At 68.6% G+C, this 24508-nt stretch carries 21 protein-coding genes; 12 read left to right on the plus strand and 9 right to left on the minus strand.

The features are described 5' to 3' along the window. The first annotated feature begins 10 nt into the window (after positions 1 to 10). Positions 11 to 610 carry an NAD(P)H:quinone oxidoreductase gene (gene wrbA / locus FE263_RS16635; RefSeq protein ID WP_138327149.1) on the plus strand — a complete coding sequence of 200 codons (600 nt, stop codon included), beginning with the start codon at positions 11 to 13 and terminating at the stop codon, positions 608 to 610. A 286-nt stretch (positions 611 to 896) separates the two neighbouring features. On the opposite strand, the gene FE263_RS16640 is transcribed toward wrbA, so the two are convergent. Together FE263_RS16640 and FE263_RS16645 are read right to left on the minus strand one after the other, a co-directional pair. After that, on the minus strand, positions 897 to 1154 hold the full coding sequence (locus FE263_RS16640; protein ID WP_138327150.1) for a GlsB/YeaQ/YmgE family stress response membrane protein: 258 nt from the start codon (positions 1152 to 1154) through the stop codon (positions 897 to 899). A 191-nt stretch (positions 1155 to 1345) separates the two neighbouring features. After that, on the minus strand, positions 1346 to 2602 hold the full coding sequence (locus FE263_RS16645; RefSeq protein ID WP_205880418.1) for a pyridoxal-phosphate-dependent aminotransferase family protein: 1257 nt from the start codon (positions 2600 to 2602) through the stop codon (positions 1346 to 1348). Positions 2603 to 2738: 136 nt separating this feature from the next. Between FE263_RS16645 and FE263_RS16650 the strand changes: the two genes are divergently transcribed. Further along, complete coding sequence (locus tag FE263_RS16650; protein ID WP_138327151.1) at positions 2739 to 3998, plus strand: aminopeptidase; 1260 nt, start codon at positions 2739 to 2741, stop codon at positions 3996 to 3998. Between the two features lies 1 nt (position 3999). Here FE263_RS16650 and FE263_RS16655 read toward each other — a convergent pair whose 3' ends face one another. From FE263_RS16655 to FE263_RS16675, 5 genes are all read right to left on the minus strand, one after another. Next, positions 4000 to 5124, minus strand: coding sequence for a Gfo/Idh/MocA family protein (locus FE263_RS16655; protein ID WP_138327152.1), 1125 nt, complete (start codon positions 5122 to 5124; stop codon positions 4000 to 4002). Between the two features lie 32 nt (positions 5125 to 5156). Beyond that, the gene (locus FE263_RS16660) at positions 5157 to 6938 is read right to left on the minus strand and encodes a hypothetical protein (RefSeq protein WP_138327153.1); all 1782 of its coding nucleotides are present in this window, start codon (positions 6936 to 6938) and stop codon (positions 5157 to 5159) included. Then, positions 6914 to 8095 carry an AI-2E family transporter gene (locus FE263_RS16665; RefSeq protein ID WP_138327245.1) on the minus strand — a complete coding sequence of 394 codons (1182 nt, stop codon included), beginning with the start codon at positions 8093 to 8095 and terminating at the stop codon, positions 6914 to 6916. Before FE263_RS16665 ends, FE263_RS16660 begins: the two co-directional genes overlap by 25 nt. 184 nt (positions 8096 to 8279) lie before the next feature. Further along, entirely contained in the window at positions 8280 to 10139 is a 1860-nt protein-coding gene (locus FE263_RS16670) for an ATP-binding protein (RefSeq protein ID WP_138327154.1), read from the minus strand. Between the two features lie 4 nt (positions 10140 to 10143). Next, positions 10144 to 10845 (minus strand): response regulator transcription factor, encoded by a 702-nt coding sequence (locus FE263_RS16675; RefSeq protein WP_171034154.1) that lies wholly within the window; start codon positions 10843 to 10845, stop codon positions 10144 to 10146. Between the two features lie 87 nt (positions 10846 to 10932). Here FE263_RS16675 and FE263_RS16680 point away from each other — a divergent pair, with 87 nt between their 5' ends. From FE263_RS16680 to FE263_RS16715, 8 genes are all read left to right on the plus strand, one after another. Next, entirely contained in the window at positions 10933 to 11634 is a 702-nt protein-coding gene (locus FE263_RS16680; protein ID WP_138327156.1) for a HugZ family pyridoxamine 5'-phosphate oxidase, read from the plus strand. 103 nt (positions 11635 to 11737) lie between these two features. Next, complete coding sequence (locus tag FE263_RS16685) at positions 11738 to 12427, plus strand: nucleotide exchange factor GrpE (RefSeq protein WP_138327157.1); 690 nt, start codon at positions 11738 to 11740, stop codon at positions 12425 to 12427. A gap of 153 nt (positions 12428 to 12580) precedes the next feature. After that, positions 12581 to 14524, plus strand: coding sequence for a molecular chaperone DnaK (gene dnaK, locus FE263_RS16690; protein ID WP_138327158.1), 1944 nt, complete (start codon positions 12581 to 12583; stop codon positions 14522 to 14524). Between the two features lie 155 nt (positions 14525 to 14679). Further along, on the plus strand, positions 14680 to 15816 hold the full coding sequence (gene dnaJ, locus FE263_RS16695) for a molecular chaperone DnaJ (protein ID WP_138327159.1): 1137 nt from the start codon (positions 14680 to 14682) through the stop codon (positions 15814 to 15816). A 239-nt stretch (positions 15817 to 16055) separates the two neighbouring features. Beyond that, positions 16056 to 16829, plus strand: coding sequence for a 4-hydroxy-tetrahydrodipicolinate reductase (gene dapB, locus FE263_RS16700; protein WP_138327246.1), 774 nt, complete (start codon positions 16056 to 16058; stop codon positions 16827 to 16829). A gap of 109 nt (positions 16830 to 16938) precedes the next feature. Beyond that, positions 16939 to 18123: a methionine adenosyltransferase gene (gene metK, locus FE263_RS16705; RefSeq protein WP_138327160.1), complete on the plus strand. Its 1185-nt coding sequence runs from the start codon at positions 16939 to 16941 to the stop codon at positions 18121 to 18123. Next, on the plus strand, positions 18120 to 18845 hold the full coding sequence (trmB, locus tag FE263_RS16710; protein ID WP_138327161.1) for a tRNA (guanine(46)-N(7))-methyltransferase TrmB: 726 nt from the start codon (positions 18120 to 18122) through the stop codon (positions 18843 to 18845). The genes metK and trmB overlap by 4 nt, the downstream gene beginning before the upstream one ends. 25 nt (positions 18846 to 18870) lie before the next feature. Continuing rightward, positions 18871 to 20733: a cation:proton antiporter domain-containing protein gene (locus tag FE263_RS16715; RefSeq protein ID WP_138327162.1), complete on the plus strand. Its 1863-nt coding sequence runs from the start codon at positions 18871 to 18873 to the stop codon at positions 20731 to 20733. Here FE263_RS16715 and FE263_RS16720 read toward each other — a convergent pair. Continuing rightward, the gene (locus FE263_RS16720; protein ID WP_338086737.1) at positions 20702 to 21661 is read right to left on the minus strand and encodes an oxidoreductase; all 960 of its coding nucleotides are present in this window, start codon (positions 21659 to 21661) and stop codon (positions 20702 to 20704) included. The genes FE263_RS16715 and FE263_RS16720 overlap by 32 nt on opposite strands. Positions 21662 to 21764: 103 nt before the next feature. Here FE263_RS16720 and FE263_RS16725 point away from each other — a divergent pair, with 103 nt between their 5' ends. Beyond that, the gene (locus FE263_RS16725; RefSeq protein ID WP_138327163.1) at positions 21765 to 22262 is read left to right on the plus strand and encodes a nucleoside deaminase; all 498 of its coding nucleotides are present in this window, start codon (positions 21765 to 21767) and stop codon (positions 22260 to 22262) included. 95 nt (positions 22263 to 22357) lie between these two features. On the opposite strand, the gene FE263_RS16730 is transcribed toward FE263_RS16725, so the two are convergent. After that, positions 22358 to 22681, minus strand: a complete 324-nt coding sequence (locus tag FE263_RS16730; RefSeq protein ID WP_138327164.1) for a hypothetical protein — start codon at positions 22679 to 22681, stop codon at positions 22358 to 22360. Positions 22682 to 22856: 175 nt separating this feature from the next. On the opposite strand from FE263_RS16730, the gene FE263_RS16735 reads away from it, so the two are divergent. After that, a complete protein-coding gene (locus tag FE263_RS16735; protein ID WP_138327248.1) occupies positions 22857 to 24485 on the plus strand; it encodes an electron transfer flavoprotein-ubiquinone oxidoreductase in 1629 nt (542 codons plus the stop codon). Positions 24486 to 24508 lie beyond the last annotated feature (23 nt).

Below are 24508 nucleotides of genomic sequence, written 5' to 3' on the forward strand. Positions count from 1 at the left end.
GGAGATCACGATGCCCAAGGTTCTCGTGCTGTACTACTCCACCTACGGCCATATCGAGCAGATGGCGGAAGCTGTCGCCGCTGGCGCCCGGGAGGCCGGTGCCGAGGTCGCCATCCGGCGCGTCCCGGAGACGGTGCCGGAAGAAATCGCCCAGAAGGGTCACTTCAAGCTGCAGCAACCGGCTGCCATCGCAACCGTCGCGGAGCTTGAGCAGTATGATGCCATCGTCCTTGGCACACCGACCCGTTATGGCCGCATCTCGTCGCAGCTGGCGGCGTTCCTGGACCAGACCGGCGGCCTGTGGGCGCGCGGTGCACTGAACGGCAAGGTCGGCGCCGCCTTCACCTCGACCGCCTCGCAGCATGGCGGCCAGGAGACGACGCTATTCTCGTTGATCACCAACCTGCTGCATCTCGGCATGACGGTGGTTGGCCTGCCCTACAGCTTCCAGGGTCAGCTCAAGCTGGACGAGGTCACCGGTGGCAGCCCCTACGGCGCGACCACCATCGCAGCCGGCGATGGCTCGCGGCAGCCGACCGAGAACGAACTGGCGGGCGCCCGGTTCCAGGGTCGTCACGTGGCAGAGACTGCTGCCAAGCTGTTCGGCTGAGGCTGGTGTCCTGAACAAGCTCTGCTAGGCTGTCGCTTTGCAGCCGGAGAGCTCCATGCGTCGGACCTTGCTTGCCTTGCTGGCCATCGGTTTTGCCTGCAGCACCACAGTGCCGAGCCTGGCAGCGGCTCCTTGTCGGAACGACAAGGGAAAGTTCGTCAAGTGCCCCCCGGTTCCGAAGACGTGTCGGGACGCCAAGGGCAAATTCGCGAAGTGTGCTGTCTAGGACCACGAACGATCCGGATGCGCGCATGTCGCGCGCATCCGGTCGAGCGGACCAGTCGGATCAGATCGTGCGGCGGCCGACGATCGCGTGATACAGGAACAGCACGATGACGGCGCCGACAACGGCAACGATCAGGCTGTAGATGTTGAGGCCAGTGACCCCGACAGCGCCGAATTCGTTGAAGACGAAGCCACCGACGAGCGCGCCGACGATCCCGAGGACGATGTCGAGCAGCAGGCCCTCGCCGGACTTGTTGACGAGCTTGCTGGCGATGAAGCCGGCGATGAGGCCGAGGATGACCCAGGCGAGGATGGACATGACGAAGCTCCAGTGGCGGCGGTTGCGGCCGGCTGTCAGCCTTCGCCGTGCACAGGGCGGTGCCGGCCTCCAGAGCCCCGTGCGTCATCACGACGCAGTAGTACTATGATGGTTGCATAAGGCTTACGACCGGAGCCCCTTATACCGCCGGAACGTGGTTTCCAGGCAGCAGGCGCCGCCCTGCCGTCGCATCAACGGGCGGCGGGGGCTTCGAGCAGTTGCATCGCGGCCTGCACCGCTTCTCCCGGCCGCACTTCGGCACCTTCCGATCGCAGCACGGCTTCCAGCGCACCCAGGGTGATCAGCGCCGCATGGCCGCGGCAGTTGTAGCCCATGGTGCCGATACGCCAGATCCTGCCCGCCAGTGGCCCGAACGCGGTGCCGATCTCGATCTCGAAGCCCGTGCGCATGCGTGTCCGCACCCGTTCGCCGTCGATGCCGTCGGGGATCATCACGCCGACCACGTTGGCCATCTTGTGAGCGCGGTCCCCGAACAGCCGCAGGCCCATCGCCTGCAGCCCCGCCACCATCGCCCGCCCGACCAGCGCATGTCGGGCGATGCGGGCCTCGAGACCTTCCTCGAGCACCAGCCGGGCGCATTCGCGCGCGCCATAGAGCATCGTCGTCGCCTCGGTGTGGTGGTTGAGCCGGCGCTCGGACCAGTATTCCATCAGCATCGCGAGGTCGAAGTAGTTCGATGCGATGCGCCGGCCGGTCGCGCCCGCCGGAGACCCCGGGCCCTGGGCGATGCCGCGCTCCACATGCCGGCGCGAAAAGATCCGCTCGGCGGCGCGCTCGGAGATGGTGATGGGTGCCGTGCCCGGCGGCCCGGCAAGACATTTCTGCAGCCCGGCCGTCACGATATCGGCCCTCCAGGCGTCGACCGGCACCTCCATGCCGCTCAGGGTCGCGGTGGCATCGACATAGAGCAGCGCGTCGTGCTCGACGCAGATCCTGCCGATCTCGTGGATCGGTTGCGCCATGGTGGTGGAGGTGTCGCCATGCACGGTCGCCACCACGCGCGGCCTGACCCGGCGCACCGCGTCGCGCACCGCATCCGCCTCCACCACGGTGCCCCACTCGGCATCGACCATGGTGACGGCAGCGCCGCAGCGCTCGGCGATCTCGCGCAGAAGCAGCCCGAAACGGCCGAAATTGACCACCACGACCGGATCGCCGGGCTCGATCAGCGACACCAGGGCGGCCTCGATGGCCGCCCGCGCGCTGCCGTCGATCAGGAAGGTCCAGCGGTTGGTGGTCTTGAACACATGGCGGTAGAGCGCCATCGTCTCGTTCATGTAGGCGGTGAACTCGGGATCGTACTGTCCGAGCAGTCCCGCCGACATCGCTCGCAGCACGCGCGGATGCGCATTGATCGGACCGGGACCCATCAGCAGGCGGGTCGGCGGGTCGATGTCGGCGAAATCGTGCGGTGATAGCGTTGTCATCTGCGTCCCCAGGGCCGTCGGAAATCACCGGCCCGACAGTTGCGGGGCCCGGCATGGCAGCCCACAACGATAGCGAATTAGCAAGCAACATGCCGGCCGGGGCAACCTCCGCCTGCAGACGCAACAGGAGAACCCGATGGACGGTCACTTGCAGCTCCCGCCCGATGCGGCCCGTATCGATGCGATGCTCGATCGGCTGGGCGAGGTCACGGTGCGGACAGGCCTAAACCTGGCCGAAAACCAGGAACTGGTCATCACCGCGCCGCTGGATGCGGTGCCTCTGGTGCGCCGGATCACCGAACACGCCTACCGTGCCGGCGCCTCCCTGGTCACCACCTTCTTCACCGACGAGGTGACCCGGCTGGCCCGCTTCCAGCATGCCCCGGACGCCGCCTTCGACACCGCCGCCACCTGGCTCGCGGACGGCGTCGCCAACGCCTTCCGCGGCGGCGCGGCGCGGCTGGCGATCACCGGCGAGGATCCTGCCCTGCTCGCCGGCCAGGATCCGGACCGCGTCGCCCGCGCCAACCGGGCCAATGCGCGCGCCAACCAGGCGGCGCTCGGCCTGATCACCAACTTCGCGGTCAACTGGAACATCGTCGCCTGCGCGACGCCGTCCTGGGCACGGACCTTGTTCCCCAATGATCCCGAGCCTGTCGCGGTGGCCAGGCTGTGGGACGCGATCTTTGCAGCCAGCCGGCTCGACGGCCCCGATCCGGTGGCGGCCTGGCGCGAACACGACCAGGCGCTGCACGCCCGCGCCGCCCTGCTCAACCACGCCAACTTCGGCGCCCTGCACTTCCGCGGCCCCGGTACCGATCTCACCGTCGGGCTGGCCGAGGGCCATGCCTGGCTCGGCGGCTCGGGCGTCGCCGCCAACGGCATCACCTGCATCCCGAACATCCCCACCGAGGAGGTGTTCACCACCCCGCACAAGGACCGCGTCGAAGGCCACGTGCGCAGCAGCAAGCCGCTCTCGTATCAGGGCACGCTGATCGACGGCATCGAGGTCCGCTTCGAGGCCGGGCGGATCGTCGATGCCCATGCCAACCGGGGCGAGGCGGTGCTCGAGCGCGTCCTCGGCACCGACGACGGCGCCAGGCGGCTCGGCGAAGTGGCGCTGGTGCCGCACTCCTCGCCGATCTCACGGAGCGGCCTGCTGTTCCAGAACACCCTGTTCGACGAGAACGCCGCCAGCCACATCGCCCTCGGCCAGGCCTACGCGACCTGCATGCACGGCTCCAAGGGCCTGGACGCCGCCGCCCTCGGCGCACGCGGCGCCAACAGCAGCCTGATCCATATCGACTGGATGATCGGCTCCGGCGAGATCGACGTCGACGGCATCACCCAGGGCGGCGAGCGGCAGCCTCTGATGCGCGCGGGGGAGTGGTGCTGAACTAACTCTCGATCGCGAGCCAGCGCCGCTCGCTGGACGAGCGGATCGCGGCCTCGATGATCTTCTGGACTTCCAGCGCCTCGCGGAAGTCCGGGCCGTTCGCCTCGCCGCTGCTGATCGCGGCGAGGAATTCCGCGACCTCGATGGTCTTGAGGTCGTTGAAGCCGAGCTGGTGGCCGCCGGCGATGCAGAACAGGCTATACGGCGTGTGCGCCGGTCCCGCCTCGATGCGGGTGAAGCCGGACCGGCTGGGCTCGCCGCCGGCCTTGAAGAACTGCAGCTCGTTCAGCCGCTCCTGGTTGAAGGCGATCGTGCCCCGGCTGCCGCTGATCTCGAAGCCGAGCTGCATCGCGCGCCCGGTCGCCGACCAGTTCGCCTCGATGGTGCCGGCCATGCCGCGCTCGAAGCGCACCAGCAGGCGCGCCGCGTCGTCCACCGCAACCGCACGCATCTCGCTCGACCCGAAGGCGGCCGGGCGCTGCTTCACCATGGTGTCGAGATCGGCCATCACCTCGGTGATCGGCCCGAGCAGGTAGCGCGCCATGCCGATGATGTGGCTGCCGATATCGGCGATGGCGCCGCCACCGCCGGCCGGATCGAGCCGCCAGCTGTAGGGGATCGCGGGGTCCGACATGAAGCCCTCGGCATGGATGCCGCGAAAGCCGGTGATCTCGCCGAGTTCGCCCTGCGCGATCATGTCCCGCGCCAGCTTCAGGATCGGGTTCTTGATGTAGTTGAAGCCGGTCTGCGTGCGCACGCCGGCCGCCTCCGCCGCCTCGGTCATGACCCGGGCGTCCGCGACGCTCGGCGCCAGCGGCTTTTCGCAGTGCACGTGCTTGCCGGCTGCGATCGCCGCCAGCGCCATCTCCCGGTGCATCACGTTCGGCGTGGTGATCGACACCACCTGCACGCGCTCGTCGGCGACCAGTGCCCGCCAGTCGGTGGTCGCGCGGGCGAAGCCGTACTGCTGCCGGGCGCGCCCGGCAGCAGCGCCATCGATGTCGGCCACCATTTCCAGCACCGGCGCCGGCAGGTTCGGGAAGATCCCCGCCGCCGCGCGATAGGCGAGAGCGTGGGTGCGGCCCATGAAGCCGGTGCCGATGAGGCCGATGCCGAGTGTCTGCATTGTCGTGCGTGTTCCGTCGTCAGAAGCCAGGATCAGCAGCGGTCGCGCAACCAGCCGACGGTGCGCCAGATCATCGATTGCGACCGGTACAGCCTCATCCGGTAATGCGCCGCGTCCGCGAGGTCGATCGCCGATCGGGTCGCGATCGTGACGGACCTGATGCCGTCCTTGCAGGAAACCGGAACCACGTTGCGGGCGGCCTCGAAGTGCCGCGACTGCCCCAGCGCGCCGTCTGCCTCGACGTCGAAGCGTGGCCATTGCGGAGGGCCGAACAGCGGCAACCAAGGTCGGCCAAGCTGGACATATCCGGCGGCCATCGGCTGCTGCATGACAAGCGTCAGCCGGTCCGGCCTGGCCTCGACACGATACTGCGCGGGAGGCACCAGCCGGACATGCGCTGCATCAAGTGCCGCGAGCAGCAGCAGGAAGCAGCCCGTCGTCCAGGCAGGACCTCTGACCGGAGCGGCGATCGCGAACGCGACGAACAGGAGGGAGCCGATCGCCAGCGTGGTCGCCGCCGTCCGGTCGATCGGGTCATCGGTCTCCACCGGAAGCGGCAGGCCGAAATCGAGATGCCCGACCTTGTCGAACCAGGCCTGGTAGGTCGTGCCGCTCTGGCGGTTCTCCAGCAGATCGTTGGGATGCTTCAGGAAGGCATAGGAGTTCAGCAAGGTGAACGCGATCAGCGACAGGGCGAGGATGCGGGGCAGCCTGGTCCGTGCCATCTGCCACCACAGGCACAGCCCGACCGCCAGCATCGGAATGGAGAGGACCCAGAACCGCGCTGGCCAGCACTCTCCGGGATTGACGCCGACCCCTGTCACCGCGGCGATCGCCGCCAGCACCAGCCCCTGCCGGGCAAGGCGGGAGCCGCGCAGCGCCCCGGCGACGAGGCCGGCATAGCCCAGCAGCCAGACCGGCGCGAAGGCCAGCAGGCCATGGCGGACGTTGAAAAGCTGCATCGACAGCACGCCGAACCATTCGGACGGCAGCGGCGGCCGGGCGGTGTTCACCGGTCCGGTGACGGTGCCGTAGATCGAGAGGTTCGCGGTGACCAGGACGGCGAGCGCTGCTGCCGCGAGCGCCACCAGCGCAGCGGCGCGGAGCCACTGCCCGCGCATGCACACCTGCCACAGCAACAGGCCATAAAGGACGACGGCGACCACCGCGGCGCGCAGGTGAACGAAGGGTAGCGCCAGCAACAGGCAGCCCGTCACCACGTCGCCCAGCGTGTTGCGCGTGGGCGTCTGCAGGCGCCACCAGGCCGCGCAGAGCAGCGCGAACAGGAACGTCTCCATGTAGAAGATATGCAGGTAGGGCAGCAGCGGGATGGAGAGGCCGGCGACGAGGGTGGCAACCCAGGCCGCCCCGCCGCTGCCGGTGCGCCGGGCCAACCCCAGGAGGCAGGCGAGACCCAGCAATCCTGCAAGCAGTGTCGCCAGCCGCAACGCCGCCAGCCCGGCGAGCGACACCGGTGCCAGCACAGCCGGCAGATAGACGCCGTTCAGCAACGCGACATCGTGGTAGCCGACCGGCAGGCTGGCAGCTTCCAGGCCGGTGGTTGCCCGATAAAGATGCTGCCACTGCGGCAGCGTCATGACGAAGCGCCCGTGCTCGATGAACGAGCGGGCGAACATGAAATAGCGCGGCTCGTCGCCGGTCAGCGCCTGTCGTTTCGACAGCAGCAGGGTGCCGCCGATCGCAAGCGCGAGAATGAGAAAGTCGCGGAAGAAGCGTCTCGTGGCGGGATCCCCGCCAGCGACGGCGCCGCGCGTCGATTGCAGGGTCGTCACGATTTCAGTCGGGTTCGCCAACTGGTGGCGCCGCGTTCCCTGGGCGCGCCGCCGACGATGTGGCCGATCGCGGTCAGGCTATCGACATGGTCGCAGATGATCTTGAACACCGCCAGCAGCGGCACGCTCAGGAACGCGCCGGGAATGCCCCAGAGCCAGTCCCAGAACATCAGCGACGCCATCACCAGCACCGGGTTCAGCGTGAAGCGCCGCGCCAGCAGCATCGGCGTGATGGTCTCGCCCTCGAGGAAGTGGATGCCGAGATAGACCGCCGGCGGCACCAGTGCATGCAGCACCGACGGGAACACGAACAGGCCGACGAAGAAATAGATCACCACGCCGGTCAGCGGCCCCAGGATCGGGATGTAGTTCAGCAGGAACGCAACCACGCCCCACAACAACGGGTTGGGCAGCCCGAGCAGCCAGCACTGCACCAGGTTGGCGGCGCCGACCAGCAGGTTCATGCCGGTGATGGTGGCGAGATACAGCGAGACGTTGCTCTCGATCTCCGAGGCGATCTGGACAGTGCGGCGCTTGTCGGCCCAGGTCGGCATGATCTCGACGAACCGACGCAGCAGGCTGTCGCCCTCGTACAGGAAGAAGAACAGCATCAGCAGCACGGTGAAGACCTGGCCGAGGAAGAAACGCGTCCCGAGCAGCAGCGAGGAGCCGACGCTGGTCAGCCCGCTGGTGTTGCTGGACTGCACCTGGATGACCTGGGCGCCGGTGACGTGCGGACCACCGGTCTGGTCCATCAGGTCGCCCAGCTTCTTCATGCCGTCCTGCGCCGCCTGGATCGGCGCATTCAGGAAGGCGAGCTTGGCCTGCAGCGCCGGCAGGCTCTGCGGCGCCTTGCTGATCCAGCCGCTCGCGGGGACCGAGATCGCGGCACCGATACCGCCGACGATGCCGAACAGCAGCAGGATCAGGACCAGTGCCGCGAGCGGCTTCGGCACCCGCAGGCGTCCGTTGAGGAAGCGCATCGGTCCGCTGAGCAGCAGGTTGAACACGGCCGCCAGCACGAACGGCAGCACGATCGCGCTGGCGAAATACAGCGTGTAGAAGGTCGCCAGCACGCTCAGCAGCGTCAGGCAGACCGACAGCGTGCCGAGTGCCCGGGCACGCGCTGCCTCGACGGCAGTGCCGGCCTGAGCATCCTTGGCCAGCCACTGGCGCATTAATTCCGCGTCGAGATGCGCCTGGATGCGTTCATGGTCGGTCCTGGCCAAGCCCTCGCCAAGGGTCGCCTCGCCGGCAACGGGGGGCATCGGGACGGCCTCATCCGCGACAATACGATCCGACATCCTGTTCATCCCGTTTGCCGCGTGACGAACGCCGCGTTGTGCCGACCTGTTGCTCCTATCATGGAGCCTTCGGCAACCGCACCACGAAGCGTGCACCGATGACATGGCCGGATGCATCGTGACGGTTTTCCGCCGAGATGCTGCCACGCAGGGCCTCGACGATCTGGCGGCTGATCGACAGTCCGAGCCCGGAATGCTGGCCGAAATTCTCGCCCGGCGGACGCTCCGAGTAGAACCGGTCGAATACGCTGTCGAGCCGGGCTTCCGGGATACCCGGCCCCTCGTCGCTGACCGACAGCTCCACCATGGCTCCGGCGTCGGCAGTGGCGAGCAGGATGCGGCCGTTCGGCGGCGAGAAACTGACCGCGTTGCCGATCAGGTTGCGCAGCACCTGGACCAGCCGGTCCTCGACCGCGAGCACCACGACACCGCCCGGTGCCGGCGACGCCTCGCCACCTGCGGCTGTCGGTGGCTCGTTGCGCTGGATTTCCAGCAGCGGGCCGTTCTCGTTCCGGGTGGCCTGATGGATCTCGGCGAGCACCGACAGGATCGGCAGCACGTCGACCGGCTCGGCGCGGGCGCGCGACAACTCGGCATCGACACGGCTTGCATCCGAGATGTCGGTGATAAGCCGGTCCAGCCGGCGCACGTCTTCGCCGATGATCGCCAGCAGCCGGCGCTGCTGGTTGAGGTCCTCGATGCGCAGCAGGGTCTCGATCGCCGAGCGGATCGAGGAGAGTGGGTTCTTGATCTCGTGCGACACGTCGGCGGCGAAGCGTTCGATCGCATCCATGCGCGCCCAGAGCGCCCGTGCGCTCTCGTCCAGCGCCTTGGCCAGCTCGCCGATCTCGTCGCGCCGGTTGATCAGTCGCCGGGGCACGCTGCCGCTGCGGCCGATGCCCTCGCGCATGACGTGCGCCGATCCCGCCAGCAGCAGCAGCGGCCGGGCGATGGTCAGCGACAGGTACCATGACAGCAGCACGGTGAGTGCCAGCGCCACGAAGAAAAGCACCAGGATCGACGAGCGCACCGCGAACAGCGACCGGTCGACGTCGCGCGCCTCGCGGGTCAGCTGGATGATGCCTACCGTATGTCCGTCATGCATCACCGGCTCGGCCACCGTCACCAGCAGCCGGTGGTCGGCGGTGCGCCGGATGTAGGGCGGGGTGTCGGAGCTGTCGCTGTCGCCGATATGGAGCTGCTGCCGCGCATCGCCGCCGGCGGCATCGTCGGACGCGCCGGTGTCGGGAGGCTGCGCATCCGGATCGGCATTGGCGCCGAGCACCGCAACCCGCAGCCGCGTCTCCGGCAGCAGGCTCAGCAGGCGGTCATAGACACGCTCCATCGTGCCGCCATAGCCCGGCTCCGGCGTCCGGACCCGCGGTGCGCCGGCGCTTCCGGCATCGGCACGGCTGTCGGCGATCTCCTGGCCGTCCGGCGCAAACAGCTTCGCCTGGGCACTCGGGCTCGGCTCTGTCAGCCGCAGCAGCAATGGCCGCACCAGGTCCGATACCAGGACGGTGTTGTCGTCGGTGTCGGTGGTGGCTGCATCGGCCTGGTGCGGGGCAGTGCCGGCGCGGGAATGTCTTGGACGCCCTGGCGCATGCTGATGCGGCGCCGCGACGGCGCCCGCCGCCCGCTGGCCGACGGCGCTCTGGCCCAGGGCGCCGGCATAGATCCGTGCCTGCTCGCGCAGAGCGGTGACCTCTGCCTCGAGCAAGCTGTTCTGGAACTGGTTCAGGTAGAGCAGGGTCGCCACCAGCAGCGCCAGCGGCAGCGCGTTGACCAGCAGGATGCGGCGCATGAGCGGCGATACCCACCGGCGTCGCGATCGGCGCGCCTTGATCGACCCGCGGGTGGCAGGGGCTGCCGCCAGGAGGCCCTGGCCAGGAGTGGGCGCCGGCAGGGTATCCGGCATCGGGCTAGTCTTCCTTGTAGCGGTAGCCGATGCCGTACAGGGTCTCGATCTGGTTGAAGCCGTCGTCGATCTGCCGGAACTTCTTGCGGACGCGCTTGATGTGGCTGTCGATGGTGCGGTCGTCGACATAGATGTTCTCGCCGTACGCCGCGTCGATCAGCTGGTCGCGCGACTTCACCAGGCCGGGGCGCATCGCCAGCGCCTTGACCAGCAGGAACTCGGTGACGGTGAGCTGGATGTCGGCGCCGCGCCACAGGCACTGGTGACGTGTCTCGTCCAGCGACAGGTCGCCGCGCACCACGCTGGCAGGTGCGGCGACCCCGGTCGGCTCGGCGCGATTGGCGTCGTTGCGCCGGAGCAGCGCCCGGATGCGCTCCAGAAGCAGCCGCTGCGAGAACGGCTTGGTGATGTAGTCGTCCGCGCCGAGGCGCAGGCCCATCAGCTGGTCCACCTCCTCGTCCTTGCTGGTCAGGAATATGACCGGCAGCTGCGACTTGGCACGCAGGCGCTGCAGCAGCTCCATGCCGTCCATGCGCGGCATCTTGATGTCGAGCACGGCGAGATCCACCGGCTTGGCGGTGAGCCCCTGCAACGCGCTCTCGCCATCGGTATAGGTGCGCACCTGGTAGCCCTCGGCCTCCAGCGTCATCGACACCGAGGTCAGGATGTTGCGATCATCATCGACCAGGGCGATCGTCTGCTTCATCGCGTCCAATCGTGCGTCTCCTGCCAAAAGGGCTGCTGGCCGGTCGAGCCAGGTGGCCGTGCTTACCCACTACCCGAGGGGAAATAAATGAAATCGGATGCCGCAACGGTCAGGCTCGCCCGCGACATCCTGCGCGGCGCGCGGTCGGCCAGTCTCGCAACGCTCGCCGACGGCGCCCCGTTCGCAAGCCTCGTCACGCCGGCGACGACCTGCAGCATGGACCTGCTGATGATGGTCAGCAGCCTGTCGCGGCATTCCAGGCACCTGCGCGCCGACCCGCGCTGCGCCTTCCTGCTGGAGGGCGCATCGGATGCCGCCAACCCTCAGACGATCCCCCGCATCACCGTCACCGGCACCGCCGAGGCGGTCGAGGCGGATGACCCGCAGCTCGCCGGACTGCGCGACCGCTGGGTACGCATCCATCCCTATGGCGCGCTGTATGCCGGGTTCGGCGACTTCACCCTGTGGCGGTTGCGCCCGCAGGCGATCCACATGGTAGCCGGCTTCGGGCGCACGCACTCCCTCAACGGCGGCATGGTGCAGCCGGAGGCCGACCTCGCCGCACAGGAGCCCGGGTTGCTGGCGGCAGCGCGGTCACGCTGGCCGGACGCCTCGATCGTCGCCATCGACGCAGACGGCTACGACGCCGGTCCGTCGCCGGGCCCCGACCCGGACGGCACCGAAGTGACCCGGCGGGTGGGCTTCGCCGAGCCCGTGCACTCGCAGGCAGCGGCGCTTTCGGCGCTGGAGGCCATCCTGATGAAGGGCTCGACAGCCAGGCCGGATTGAGGCCCGGCCCCCCTGCCGCAGCCCTGCAGCCGCGCGGCTTTACCGCTTGTCCACGATCGACGCCTCGCTTACCTGCACGCACATCACGACGATGATGGGATCCATGTCAGCACACGCACCCGACCAACCCACGACCGACACCGGCGCCCATCAGGCAGCCTTCGACGACGCTGCACCGCAGACTGCCGCGCCGGGAGATGAGCACGAGGGCGGAGCCGCGGCCGAGGGGTCGGAGACGGTGATGCAGGCGGCCACGACGCGCATCCACGAACTCGAGGCCAGGCTCGAGGAGATGCGCGACAAGTGGGTGCGATCCGAGGCGGAGATCCAGAACGTCCGTACCCGCTCGCGTCGCGAGGTCGACGATGCCCGCCAGTATGCGGTGCAGAAGTTCGCGCGCGACGTGGTCGAGGTGGCGGAGAACCTGCGCCGCGGTCTCGCCAGCCTGCCGCCGGCTTCCGATAGCGACCTCCCGCTCGCGGGCAAGCTGCGCGAGGGCTTCGAGAGCGTCGAGCGGTCGTTCCTCGGCATCCTGGAGCGCAACGGCATCACCGGCACCGACCCGACCGGCGCGCTGTTCGACGCCAACCTGCACCAGGCGATGGCCGAGCAGCCCAGCGCCGACCATCCGCCCGGCACCGTGATGCAGGCCTGGACCTCTGCCTGGACCCTGAACGGACGGCTGCTGAAGCCGGCGATGGTGGTGGTCGCCAAGGCGCCGGATGGCGGCGATCACGGCGCCAGGCCGCATGCAGAGGCTACCGGTGCGGAAAGTCTCGACAAGACGGTGTAGCCTCGTCACGTTGGCTGCCGGCTGCTGCCGATCGGTGCATCCTGGCGACCGCCGGGGCTTGCACCTGTTGGTTGCCCTCAATACATCCAGTGACATCCATTGGGCCGCTTCCGGTGCTTCGGGCCGGGTCCGGCTGCTGAAAAGGAGAGTTCCATGAGCAAGGTTATCGGTATCGACCTCGGTACCACCAATTCCTGCGTGTCGATCCGCGAAGGCGACGACAACCGGGTGATCGAGAACAGCGAGGGTGCCCGCACCACGCCGTCCATGGTCGCCTTCACCGAGAACAACGAGCGCCTGGTCGGCCAGTCCGCCAAGCGTCAGGCGGTCACCAACCCGACCAACACCCTCTATGCCGTGAAGCGCCTGATCGGGCGCCGCTTCGAGGATCCGACCGTCGAGAAGGATCGCGGGCTGGTCCCGTACAACATCGTCAAGGGCGAGAACGGCGATGCCTGGGTCGAGGCGCGCGGCCAGAAGTATGCACCGAGCCAGATCAGCGCCTTCGTGCTCGGCAAGATGAAGGAGACCGCCGAGACCTATCTCGGCGAGCCGGTGACGCAGGCCGTGATCACCGTGCCTGCGTACTTCAACGACGCCCAGCGCCAGGCAACCAAGGATGCCGGCCGTATCGCCGGTCTCGAGGTGCTGCGCATCATCAACGAGCCGACCGCTGCGGCGCTCGCCTACGGCATGGACCGCAAGAACGGCGGCACGGTGGCGGTATACGATCTCGGCGGCGGCACCTTCGACGTGTCGGTGCTGGAGATCAGCGATGGTGTGATCGAGGTGAAGTCGACCAACGGCGACACCTTCCTCGGCGGCGAGGACTTCGACGCCCGGATCATCGATTACCTGGCGGACGAGTTCAAGCGCGAGCAGGGCATCAACCTGCGCACCGACAAGCTCGCCCTGCAGCGTCTGAAGGAAGCCGCCGAGAAGGCCAAGATCGAGCTGTCCTCCTCCAAGGAGACCGAGATCAACCTGCCCTTCATCACCGCCGACGCCACCGGGCCGAAGCACCTGGTGCTGAAGCTGAGCCGGGCGAAGCTCGAGAGCCTGGTCGACGACCTGATCCAGCGGACGCTCGGCCCGTGCCGCGCGGCGCTGAAGGATGCGTCGGTCTCGGCTGGCGAGATCGAGGAGGTGATCCTGGTCGGCGGCATGACCCGCATGCCCAAGGTCATCGAGATCGTGAAGCAGTTCTTCGGCCGTGAGCCGGCCCGCAACGTGAACCCGGACGAGGTGGTCGCCATCGGCGCCGCGATCCAGGGCGCGGTGCTGAAGGGCGACGTCAAGGACGTGCTGCTGCTCGACGTGACGCCGCTGTCGCTCGGCATCGAGACGCTAGGCGGCGTGTTCACCCGCCTGATCGACCGCAACACCACGATCCCGACCAAGAAGAGCCAGACCTTCTCGACTGCCGAGGACAACCAGAACGCCGTGACCATCAAGGTCAGCCAGGGCGAGCGCGAGATGGCGGCCGACAACAAGACGCTCGGCCAGTTCGACCTCATGGGCATCCCGCCGGCGCCGCGCGGCGTACCACAGATCGAGGTGACGTTCGACATCGATGCCAACGGCATCGTGTCGGTGTCGGCCAAGGACAAGGCGTCCGGCAAGGAGCAGCAGATCCGCATCCAGGCCTCTGGCGGCCTGTCGGACAGTGATATCGAGCGCATGGTCCGGGAGGCCGAGGCGAACGCCGAGGCCGACAAGGCGAAGCGTGAGGGCGTCGAGGCGCGCAACCAGGCCGAGGGCCTGGTGCACCAGACCGAGCGCACGCTGTCCGAGAGCGGCGAGAAGGTGACGGCGTCCGACCGCGGCGAGGCCGAGGCGGCAATCGCCGCAGTGAAAGCGGCGATCGCCGGCAGTGACGTGGCGGCGGTGAAGTCCGCGTCCGAGAAGCTGAGCCAGGTCGCCATGAAGATCGGCGAAGGGCTCTACAAGCAGGAGCAGGCGAGCGCTGGTGCTGCCGGTCCGGGCGCCTCGGGCATGGGTGCGGGCCCGGGAGCGGGGCCGTCGGCAGGCCCGGGCGGCGAGAAGGTCGTCGATGCGGACTTCGAGGATGTCGACGACAAGAAGAAGTCCGCCTGATCCTGATCTGACAGACCGAGTTGCCTGGGCCGCTCCCTAGCGGTTCGGGCGAGATCAAGGCGGAGGCGCCCGTGCTTCGTGAGAAGGCGGGCGCCTCTTTGTTATGACGACCACGTGGTCCCGCAGGGGAGGCGTGTTGCGCCGATGAGGACAGGATGGCGAAGCAGGATTACTACGCGACCCTGGAAGTGCCCCGGGACGCTTCGGCGGACGCGCTGAAGAAGGCCTACCGCAAGCTTGCCATGAAGTACCACCCGGACCGCAACCCGGGCGACAAGACTGCGGAGTCGCGTTTCAAGGAGTTGAACGAGGCCTACGACGTCCTCAAGGACGACCAGAAGCGTGCCGCCTACGACCGCTTCGGCCATGCCGCCTTCGAGGGCGGCGGCCCCGGGGCTGGCGCGGGAGGCTTCGATTTTGGCGGCGGCGGCCTCGGCGACATCTTCGACCAGGTGTTCGGCGACATGATGGGCGGCCGACGTGGCGGTGGCCGGCAGCGGGCCGGCGCCGACATTCGGGCCCAGGTCGAGATCAGCCTGACCGATGCCTTCACCGGCACCAAGGTGCCGCTGCGGGTGCCGACACGGATCGCCTGCGAGGCCTGTGCCGGCACCGGATCGGAGAGCAAGGATCGCGCCGCCGAGACCTGCCCGACCTGCCACGGCGCCGGCAAGGTACGGGCCCAGCAAGGCTTCTTCCTGGTCGAGCGGGCATGCCCTACCTGCGGCGGCAACGGACGCGTCGTGCGCAATCCCTGCAAGGTCTGCCAGGGCGCCGGCACCGTGGAGCGCGAGCGAAACCTCAACGTGCAGGTCCCGGCCGGCGTCGAGGACGGCACCCGCATAAGGCTGGCCGGCGAGGGCGAGGCCGGTGGCGCCGGCATCCCGGCGGGCGACCTTTATGTGCATGTCGGCGTGCGGCCGCACGAGATCTTCCAGCGCGACGGCGCCAACATCTTCTGCCGTGTGCCGCTGCGCATGACCCAGGCGGCACTCGGCGCCGAAGTCGAGGTGCCGGTGATCGACGGTTCCCGGACCCGGGTGAAGATCCCGCCCGGGACCCAGACCGGCGAGCAGTTCCGGCTGCGTGGCAAGGGCTTCTCGGTGCTCCGCTCGGCAGCGCGCGGCGACATGTATATCCAGGTCGCGGTCGAGACGCCGCAGCATCTCAACAAGCGGCAGCGGGAACTGCTCGAGGAGTTGGAGAACGAGGCTTCGGCGCATGCCCGGTCCAGTCCTGAGAGCGAAGGGTTCTTCGCCAAGGTGCGGGACTTCTTCGAGGGCCGCCCCTGATCCGGCCGTCAGGCCGGCATCGGTCTCATGACGCTGACGTCATGAATATAGCAAGTGCGTGACAATCGGTTGCCGCTTGACTGTGATGTTGAAACCACGCGGGAGACCTCGTAGTTAATGAGCTGCCCGCGGTGACGTTCCCCCCCCCCACCCGTTCCGAGGGCGAATACAGGCGGTGCGGCCCCCGAGGCCGCGCCGCCGCTTTCTTGTACGCTCATGCTTTCCAGGAGCACTGAGTGATGCGGATCGGCGTTGCCGGCATCAACGGACGGGTGGGTGGCCTGCTTCTCGACGAAATCCGGCTTCGTGGCGACACCCTCGCCGGCGGTCTCGACCGGCCCGGCGCCGGACGTGCCGCGCCGGCTCCGGACGTAACCATGATGGCGTCCATCGAGGCACTGGCCAGTGCGTCCGACGTCGTGGTCGACTTTACCGTTGCCGGCACGGTTCCTGCGCATGCCGAGGCAATCGCCCACTACCGCGTTGCCTGGGTCCTCGGCACTACCGGATTGTCGGACGTTGCCCGGGAGGCGGTGGCGCGAGCGGCGCGGCATGCACCGGTGGTGCAGGCCGCAAACTTCTCGGCCGGCGTGGCCCTGGTGCTGGAACTCGCTGCCCGCGCCGCCGCCGCTCTGCCTGCCGATCAATACGATGCCGAGATCGTCGAGATGCACCACCGGCAGAAGCTCGATGCGCCATCCGGCACCGCTCTGGCAATCGGCGAGGCGGTCGCCACCGCGCGCGGCGTGCGGTTGTCGGACGTGCGCGAGTGCGGGCGCGACGGCGTCACCGGCGCGAGAGCCGATGGCGCCATCGGCTTCGCATCGCTGCGCGGCGGCCAGATCGTCGGCGAGCATACGCTGCTGTTCACCTCGGCCGACGAGCAGGTGGTGCTGTCGCATCGCGCCTTCGACCGCCGTACCTTCGCCGCCGGCGCGATCCGGGCGGCACACTGGACCGCCGGCAGGGCGCCGGGCCTCTACGGCATGCGAGACGTTCTCGGCCTCACCTGACCGGCGGCTATTTCTTGACCAGGCCAGACGTTTCCGCCAAACGTCCGGCTCCAAACGTCGCCGGAAGAAACTGCCGTCGCGGCGGCCACACGCGACCAGAGGCATATCCATGCGCGACAAGGGCGAGTTCCTGTTCACTTCGGAGAGCGTCTCCGAAGGCCACCCGGACAAGGTGGCGGACCGGATCAGCGACACGGTGCTAGACGCCTATCTCGCGGCGGACCCCGAGGCGCGCGTCGCCTGCGAAACGATGGTGACGACCAACCGCATCATCCTGGCAGGCGAGGTCCGTGGCCCCGAGGGCGTCAACGAGACCCTCGAGCATGCCGTGCGCGAGGCGGTGCGCGACATCGGGTACGACCAGAAGGGCTTCTCCTGGCGCCACGCCGAGTTCCACAACTACCTGCACGAGCAGTCTGCCGACATCGCGGTCGGCGTCGACAGCGCCGGCAACAAGGACGAGGGTGCCGGCGACCAGGGCATCATGTTCGGCTTCGCGACCCGCGAGACGCCGTCGCTGATGCCGGCGCCGCTGCACTACGCGCATGGCATCCTCCACCGCATCAACACGCTGCGGAAGGCCGGGGATGCCCGCGCGCGCGGGCTGCTGCCGGACGCCAAGAGCCAGGTCACGCTGCGCTACATCGACGGCAAGCCGGTCGGCGCCACCAGCGTGGTGATCTCGACCCAGCACGAGGAGAACCTCACGCAGCCGGAGATCCGCGAGGAGCTGACCGCCATCGTGAAGGACGTGCTCCCCGAGGGCTGGATGTGCCCGGATGAGGGCTTCTACACCAACCCGACCGGCATCTTCGTGATCGGCGGCCCGGATGGCGATGCCGGCCTGACCGGTCGCAAGATCATCGTCGACACCTACGGCGGCGCGGCCCCGCATGGCGGTGGCGCGTTCAGCGGCAAGGACCCGACCAAGGTGGATCGCTCGGCGGCCTATGCCTGCCGCTACCTCGCCAAGAACATCGTGGCCGCCGGCCTTGCCGACAGCTGCACGCTGCAGATCTCCTACGCGATCGGCGTGTCGCACCCGCTCTCGGTGTATGTCGACCTGCACGGCACCGCGCGCGATGTCGAGGAAGCGAAGCTCGAAGCGGTGCTGCGCCAGGTGATGGACCTGACCCCGCGCGGCATCCGCAAGCATCTGCGGCTGAACCGGCCGATCTATGGCACGACCTCCGCATACGGGCATTTCGGCCGCACCCCGGACGACGCGCGCGACGACTTCACCTGGGAACGCACCGACCTCGCCGCGACGCTGGCCAACGCCTTCGGGCGTTGAGCGAGCCCGGGCCGCTGCCGGTCCGCCGCGAAGTCAGGCCGCCACCCGCCCGTCTCTACGGCCGCCAGCGCAGTCACCCGCTGCGGCCGCGGCAGCAGAAGCTGCTCGACGACACGCTGCCACGACTGCGCTTTCCGGCCGAGGCGGCTGCCGACCCCGCAACAGCCTTCGGGCGCGTGCCGTCGGCGCTCTGGCTGGAGGTCGGTTTCGGCGGCGGCGAGCATACTCTGGCACAGCACGCGGCTCACCCCACCATCGGGCTGATCGCCTGCGAGGTGTTCGAGAACGGTCTGTGCTCGCTGCTGACCCGGCTGGTCCCGGACGGCGAGGAAGCCACCGCGCCGCTGCCGGACCTGCTGCGCCTGTGGGACGATGACGCCCGCACGCTGCTCCAGGCGCTGCCGGATGCTTGCCTCGACCGGATGTTCCTGCTGTTCCCGGATCCCTGGCCGAAATCACGCCATGCCAAGCGCCGTTTCGTGCACCCGCAGGCGATCGGGCTGGTTGCCGTCAAGCTGCGCCCGGGCGCGGAGTGGCGCATCGCCAGCGACGATCCTACCTACCAGGACTGGGTGCGGGAGGTGATGGGCGCGCAGTCGCTGTTCGAAGCCGCCCAGCCTGCCACGGTACGGCCGGACGACTGGCCGCCGACCCGCTACGAGGCCAAGGCGCTGGCCGCCGGGCGGACCCCGTTGTACTGGAGCTTCATCCGCACCGGCTGACCCCTCCCGCTGCAAAGGCCACCCGATGCTGCAGACTCTCGTCGCCCTGCTGCTTGCCAGCGTCGTCATGGTGCCGATCTCGCGCCGCCTCGGCTTCGGCGCAGTGCTCGGAAACCTCATCGGCGGCGCGGTGATCGGTCCGGTCGGGCTTGGACTGATCCGCAGCCCGGGACAGATCGAGAGCGTTTCGGAACTCGGCGTGGTGATGCTGCTGTTCCTGATCGGCCTGGAACTGCGTCCGCAGCGGTTGTGGACGATGCGACGCGCGGTGTTCGGCCTCGGCACCGCCCAGGTGGTCGCCACCGCCTTCGTGCTGGCAGTGCTGATGGTGCAGCTGCCCGGTCTTGGCCTGCAGGGCGCCGGCTGGGCCGGGCCGGCGGTGCTGGGCGTCGGGCTTGCCCTGTCCTCGACCGCCATCGTGCTGCCGATGCTGGGCGAGCGCGAGCTGCTCTCCGGGGAGGCTGGCCGCGACACATTCGCGGTGCTGCTGCTGCAGGACGTGGCGTTCATCCCGCTCGTCGCGCTGGTGCCGCTGCTGGCCGGTGGCGGGCCATCGATATCGCATGGGCTGGCGCACGGCTTCTCCGGCGAGCTTCGCCACGCGATCCCCTGGCAGAGCGTCTCGCTCGGTGCGGCCGCCATCGTGGCCATCCTGGTTGGCGGCCGCTACCTGGTGCCCGCGTTGTTCCGGCTGATCGGCGGCGCCCGTTCGCCGGACGTGTTCACCGCCATGGCACTGCTCACCGTGCTGGGCACCGCCTGGATTGCCAGCCTGGTCGGGCTGTCGATGTCGCTCGGCGCCTTCCTCGCCGGCGTGCTGCTGTCGAACTCGACCTGGCGGCACGAGATCCAGGCCGACATCGAGCCGTTCGAGGGCGTCCTGCTCGGCTTCTTCTTCCTCTCGGTCGGCATGTCCGCGCGGCTCGACCTGCTGGTCACGCAGCCCGTCACCATCCTGCTCGGCACGCTCGGGCTGATTGCCGCCAAGGCGCTGGTCGTGTTCGTGCTCGGGCGGCTGGCCGGACAATCGACCAAGGAGGCGGTGCGGTTCGCCACCGCCCTGCCGCAGGGCAGCGAGTTCAGCTTCGTGCTGTTCGCCGCCGCGATCGGGGCGGGCGTCCTGGCGCCGGCGCAGTCCGAGATCGCGACGCTGGTGATCGCGCTGTCGATGGCCGCGACTCCGGTGCTGTTCAGCCTGTCGGAGCGGCTGCTGATCCCGCACCTGGGACGAGCGGCGGCGCCGGAATACGACGAGATCGAAGCGCAGGACGCACCGGTCATCATCTGCGGCGTCGGACGGGTGGGTCAGATCGTCGGCCGCATCCTGCGTACCCAGGGCATCCGCTTCACCGCGCTGGACCAGGACCAGGACCAGATCGAGCTGCTGCGGCGGTTCGGCTCCAAGGTCTACTACGGCGATCCGTCGCGGCCCGACCTGCTGAGGGCTGCCGGCGCCGAGACCGCGAAGCTCCTGGTGGTGGCGCTGGCGGATCCGGAAGAGAGCGTGCGCGTGGTCGAGATGGCCCGGCGTACCTTCCCGAACCTGCGTGTCGTGGCGCGGGCGCGCAACCGGCGGCATGCCCATCTGCTGCTGAAGCTCGGCGTGCAGGGGCTGGTGCGCGAGACCTTCCATTCCAGCCTCCGCATGACCGAGCAGGTGCTGGACGCGCTTGGCTACGACCGTGAGATGTCCCGGACGCTGGTGGCGCGGTTCCAGGAGGTCGACGAGCGGATGCTCTACGAAAGCGTGCCGTATGCCGACGACGAGAAGCGGCTGATCCAGAACAGCAAGCAGATCACCGCCGAGCTGGCCGGGCTGCTGCGCGACGATGCGCGCAAGCAGTCCCGGCCGCCGGTCAGCCCGCTTCCGACGACTGGCCGAAGCTGACGCCGGTGAGCTGCTCGGACAGCGTCCAGAGCCTGCTGGCGGTGGCCGGATCGGCAGCCTGCGGCATGATCACCGATGGGCCGACCGGTCCGCGGGTCTCGGCCAGCAGGGTGGGACCGTAATAGCCGCCGCCCTTGGCCTCTGCCGCCATGGCCGCGAACAGCGACGGCAACGCTCCGTCGCGGGCGCTCTGCGCCAGGGCATTGAAGCCGAACGCCATCACCTTCTCCTTCAACCCGGGCGCACCCTGACCCGGACCGTTGAAGACGATGTCGGTGCGCGACCAGCCGGGGTGGGCGGCGACGCTGCACAGCTTCCAGCCATGCTGAAGGGACCGCCGCTCGAGCTCGATGGCGAACACCAGCATCGCCAGCTTGCTCTGGCCGTAGGCGCGGAACGGGTTGTAGTCGCGTTCCGACTGCAGGTCGCCAAGGTCCAGGGTCGCCCGACGATGGGCCAGGCTTGCGACCTCGACCACGCGACCGCCGCCCTCGGCCTGCTGCAGCGCGTGGCTGAGCCGCGCGGTCAGGGCGAAATGCGCCAGGTAGTTGACGCCGATCTGCCGCTCGAAGCCGTCCTCGGTCAGCAGTCGCTGCGGAAAGCCCATCACGCCGGCGTTGTTCACCAGGATGGCGATCGCGGGATGCGCGGCCTGGATGCGGTCCGCGAAGCGCGCCACCGAGGCGAGGCTGTTGAGGTCGAGCGCCTCGAAGCGGGCATCGGCCTTGGGCAACGCACGACGGATGCGCGCCACCGCCGAGTCGCCCTTGGCCTGGTTGCGCGACGCCAGGATGGTGGTGGCGCCCCTGCGGGCGAGACCGAGCGCAGTCTCGTAGCCGATGCCGCCGGTGGCGCCGGTGACGATGGCGACCCTGCCATCGAGGCTGGGTGCGTCGCCCAGGCTCCAGCCATCCCTCATGCGTGCCATGATCCTGTTTTCCCCGCTGCCTGTTCGCCTGAGCCTGCTTCACAAACAGTGGGGCCACCCGGCAGTTGCCCGAACCGCCGGACCGCTCGGGCGCTGAGGCGCCATGACCGACGACGAGACCAGCATTGCCTACATGCGTCGCGCCCTGGCGCTTGCCGAAGCGGGACAGGGTGCGCCGGGCAGTTCGCCGATCGGGTGCGTGATCGTGCTCGATGGCCGGATCGTCGGCGAGGCGCATAACGAGGTCGGCCTGCGCCACGACCCTACGGCGCACGCGGAGGTGGTCGCCATACGACGAGCCTGCGAAAGCCTCGGGCAAGACAACCTGCGGGGCGCTACGCTCTATTCGACGTTGCAGCCGTGCGGGATGTGCAGCATGGCCAGCATCTGGACCAGCATCACCCACATCGTCTACGGCGCGCGCCGGCAGGACGTGCACCGGATGTATTTCGAGGATCGCCATCTGGGCGTCATGGACATCCTGCACGACGCGTTCCGTGACGACATGTCGGCAACCGGCGGCGTGCTCGCTGACGAATGCGCGGCCTACTACTACAAGCCTGACGATGAGCCGCCGTCTGACGAACAGGCCAATGTCTGATCGCTATGCGAGGATCGTGACGCCAGACGCCGTGCAGACAGGTAGCGGCCCGCGCACCTGCATGCCCTCCGGCCCGCCCTGCCGAACGCGACGTACTAGCCGGCCGGCTCCGGGTCGTCCGTCAGGCGGAAGTGCGCGGCGACCCCCACCGCGCCACGTGGACGAGAGCGAAACCGTGTGTGCCTTCGCCTGGCCCGCGGATCTGTCACGGCGGGCTGGTGCTCCCGGTCACGATGGGTCGCCAGTTCGGGCGGATACAGCAGATGCGTCGGGACGATCACGTTGACGGTGACCGGGAAGCGTATCATGGCCGGCTCGTCCGCCGGATCGGCCGTTCCCGACGCGGCCGCCTCGTCCACCGTCAGCAGGCGAAGCGCGGCCTGCATCGTGAACGGAATGCTCTCGTCCGCGCCTGCCATCCACCCACCCTCTCCAGGCCTGCAAGGCTAGCCTGTCCCCAGGGAAGCATGCCGAAAGCAGTCGACTTGAGCCGGGTCGGGAACCGGCTATACCCTGGACCGATGACCATGACTGCGCCCGTATCAGGCGGGGACGCAGCGAGGGAGAATGTCGGCTGTGTCCGAGCGTGAGGCGATGGAGTTCGATGTCGTGGTGGTGGGGGCCGGTCCCGCCGGGCTTGCAGCTGCAATCCGCCTGAAACAACTGGCGCCGGACGCCACCGTCTGCGTGGTGGAGAAGGGCTCGGAGGTCGGCGCGCATATCCTGTCCGGGGCGGTGATCGAGACCCGCGCGCTGGACGAGCTGATCCCGGACTGGCGTAAGCGCGGCGCGCCTCTGAATACGCCGGCGACCGAGGACCGCATGCTGTTCCTCACCGAGACCCGCTCGTATCGGGTGCCGATGCTCGGCACGGTGATGCCGCACATGAGCAACCACGGCAACTACATCGTCAGCCTGGGCGAGGTTTGCCGGTGGCTGGGCGGACAGGCCGAAGCGCTGGGCGTCGAGATCTATCCCGGCTTCGCCGCCGCTGAATTGCTGGACGAGGATGGCCGCATTGCCGGCGTCGCCACCGGCGACATGGGCGTCACCCGTGAGGGGGAGCGTGGCCCGAACTTCGCGCCGGGGATGGAGCTGCGTGCCACCTACACCCTGTTCGGCGAAGGCTGCCGCGGCTCGCTCGCCAAGCAACTGATGGCGCGGTTCGACCTGCGGCAGGGCGTAGATCCGCAGACCTATGGGCTTGGCATCAAGGAGCTCTGGGAGATCCCGGCGTCGAAGCACCGGCCCGGCCTGGTGCAGCACAGCTTCGGCTGGCCGCTGGACCGCGCCACCTATGGCGGCTCCTGGCTGTATCATTTCGGCGAGAACCTGGTGTCGTATGGCTTCGTGGTCGGGCTCGACTACGCCAACACCTGGCTGTCGCCGTTCGACGAGATGCAGCGCCTGAAGACGCATCCGTCGGTGCGGCAGCATCTCGAGGGCGGCAAGCGGCTCTCCTACGGCGCGCGCGCGTTGTCCGAGGGCGGCCTGCAATCAGTGCCTCGGCTCAGCTTCCCGGGTGGGGCGCTGCTCGGCGACAGCGCCGGCTTCCTCAACGTGCCAAAGATCAAGGGCACCCATACCGCGATGAAATCCGGCATGCTGGCCGCCGAGGCGGTGGCCGACGCGCTCGCCAATGGCCGTCCGGCCGAGCCGCGCTCCTACACCAGGCGCGTGCGGCAGTCGTGGCTGTGGACCGAGCTGCGAGACGTCCGCAACGTACGGCCTTCGTTCGCAAAGTTCGGCACGTTGGGCGGCGCGCTCTATTCGGGTTTCGACGCCATGGTGCTGCGCGGCCGCGCGCCCTGGACGATGCGGCACCGGCATGCCGACAACGAAGTGCTCGACAGCGCAGCAGGCTCGCCGCCGATCGCGTATCCGAGGCCGGACAACAAGCTCACCTTCGACCGGCTGTCCTCGGTCTATCTCTCCAATACCAACCACGAGGAAAACCAGCCGGTGCATCTGCGGCTGCGCGATCCACAGCGCTGGCGGAGCGTGAACTGGGACCTCTACCGTTCGCCGGAGAGCCGCTACTGCCCGGCTGCGGTGTATGAGGCGGTGGATACCGAAGCCGGCGACGCGAACGGTCCGCGGCTGCAGATCAACGCGCAGAACTGCGTGCACTGCAAGACCTGCGACATCAAGGACCCGACGCAGAATATCGACTGGGCCACGCCGGAGGGCGGCGGCGGTCCGAATTATCCTGGCGGCATGTAGATTTACCCGAAAGCGAATACGAG

Source organism: Lichenicoccus roseus (assembly GCF_005844085.1).
GTDB lineage: Bacteria > Pseudomonadota > Alphaproteobacteria > Acetobacterales > Acetobacteraceae > Lichenicoccus > Lichenicoccus roseus.

What these genes read in the sequence shown, in the direction of transcription:
- FE263_RS16685 (WP_138327157.1), top strand. Translation starts at nt 11,738, where the DNA reads ATGTCAGCACACGCACCCGACCAACCCACGACCGACACCGGCGCCCAT.
- FE263_RS16715 (WP_138327162.1), top strand. Translation starts at nt 18,871, where the DNA reads ATGCTGCAGACTCTCGTCGCCCTGCTGCTTGCCAGCGTCGTCATGGTG.
- dnaK (WP_138327158.1), top strand. Translation starts at nt 12,581, where the DNA reads ATGAGCAAGGTTATCGGTATCGACCTCGGTACCACCAATTCCTGCGTG.
- dnaJ (WP_138327159.1), top strand. Translation starts at nt 14,680, where the DNA reads ATGGCGAAGCAGGATTACTACGCGACCCTGGAAGTGCCCCGGGACGCT.
- FE263_RS16650 (WP_138327151.1), top strand. Translation starts at nt 2,739, where the DNA reads ATGGACGGTCACTTGCAGCTCCCGCCCGATGCGGCCCGTATCGATGCG.
- FE263_RS16680 (WP_138327156.1), top strand. Translation starts at nt 10,933, where the DNA reads ATGAAATCGGATGCCGCAACGGTCAGGCTCGCCCGCGACATCCTGCGC.
- FE263_RS16665 (WP_138327245.1), bottom strand. Translation starts at nt 8,095, where the DNA reads ATGCGCCAGTGGCTGGCCAAGGATGCTCAGGCCGGCACTGCCGTCGAG.
- FE263_RS16730 (WP_138327164.1), bottom strand. Translation starts at nt 22,681, where the DNA reads ATGGCAGGCGCGGACGAGAGCATTCCGTTCACGATGCAGGCCGCGCTT.
- FE263_RS16655 (WP_138327152.1), bottom strand. Translation starts at nt 5,124, where the DNA reads ATGCAGACACTCGGCATCGGCCTCATCGGCACCGGCTTCATGGGCCGC.
- FE263_RS16670 (WP_138327154.1), bottom strand. Translation starts at nt 10,139, where the DNA reads ATGCCGGATACCCTGCCGGCGCCCACTCCTGGCCAGGGCCTCCTGGCG.
- metK (WP_138327160.1), top strand. Translation starts at nt 16,939, where the DNA reads ATGCGCGACAAGGGCGAGTTCCTGTTCACTTCGGAGAGCGTCTCCGAA.
- FE263_RS16720 (WP_338086737.1), bottom strand. Translation starts at nt 21,661, where the DNA reads ATGGCACGCATGAGGGATGGCTGGAGCCTGGGCGACGCACCCAGCCTC.
- FE263_RS16675 (WP_171034154.1), bottom strand. Translation starts at nt 10,845, where the DNA reads ATGAAGCAGACGATCGCCCTGGTCGATGATGATCGCAACATCCTGACC.
- wrbA (WP_138327149.1), top strand. Translation starts at nt 11, where the DNA reads ATGCCCAAGGTTCTCGTGCTGTACTACTCCACCTACGGCCATATCGAG.
- FE263_RS16645 (WP_205880418.1), bottom strand. Translation starts at nt 2,602, where the DNA reads ATGACAACGCTATCACCGCACGATTTCGCCGACATCGACCCGCCGACC.
- FE263_RS16735 (WP_138327248.1), top strand. Translation starts at nt 22,857, where the DNA reads ATGGAGTTCGATGTCGTGGTGGTGGGGGCCGGTCCCGCCGGGCTTGCA.
- FE263_RS16725 (WP_138327163.1), top strand. Translation starts at nt 21,765, where the DNA reads ATGACCGACGACGAGACCAGCATTGCCTACATGCGTCGCGCCCTGGCG.
- dapB (WP_138327246.1), top strand. Translation starts at nt 16,056, where the DNA reads ATGCGGATCGGCGTTGCCGGCATCAACGGACGGGTGGGTGGCCTGCTT.
- FE263_RS16640 (WP_138327150.1), bottom strand. Translation starts at nt 1,154, where the DNA reads ATGTCCATCCTCGCCTGGGTCATCCTCGGCCTCATCGCCGGCTTCATC.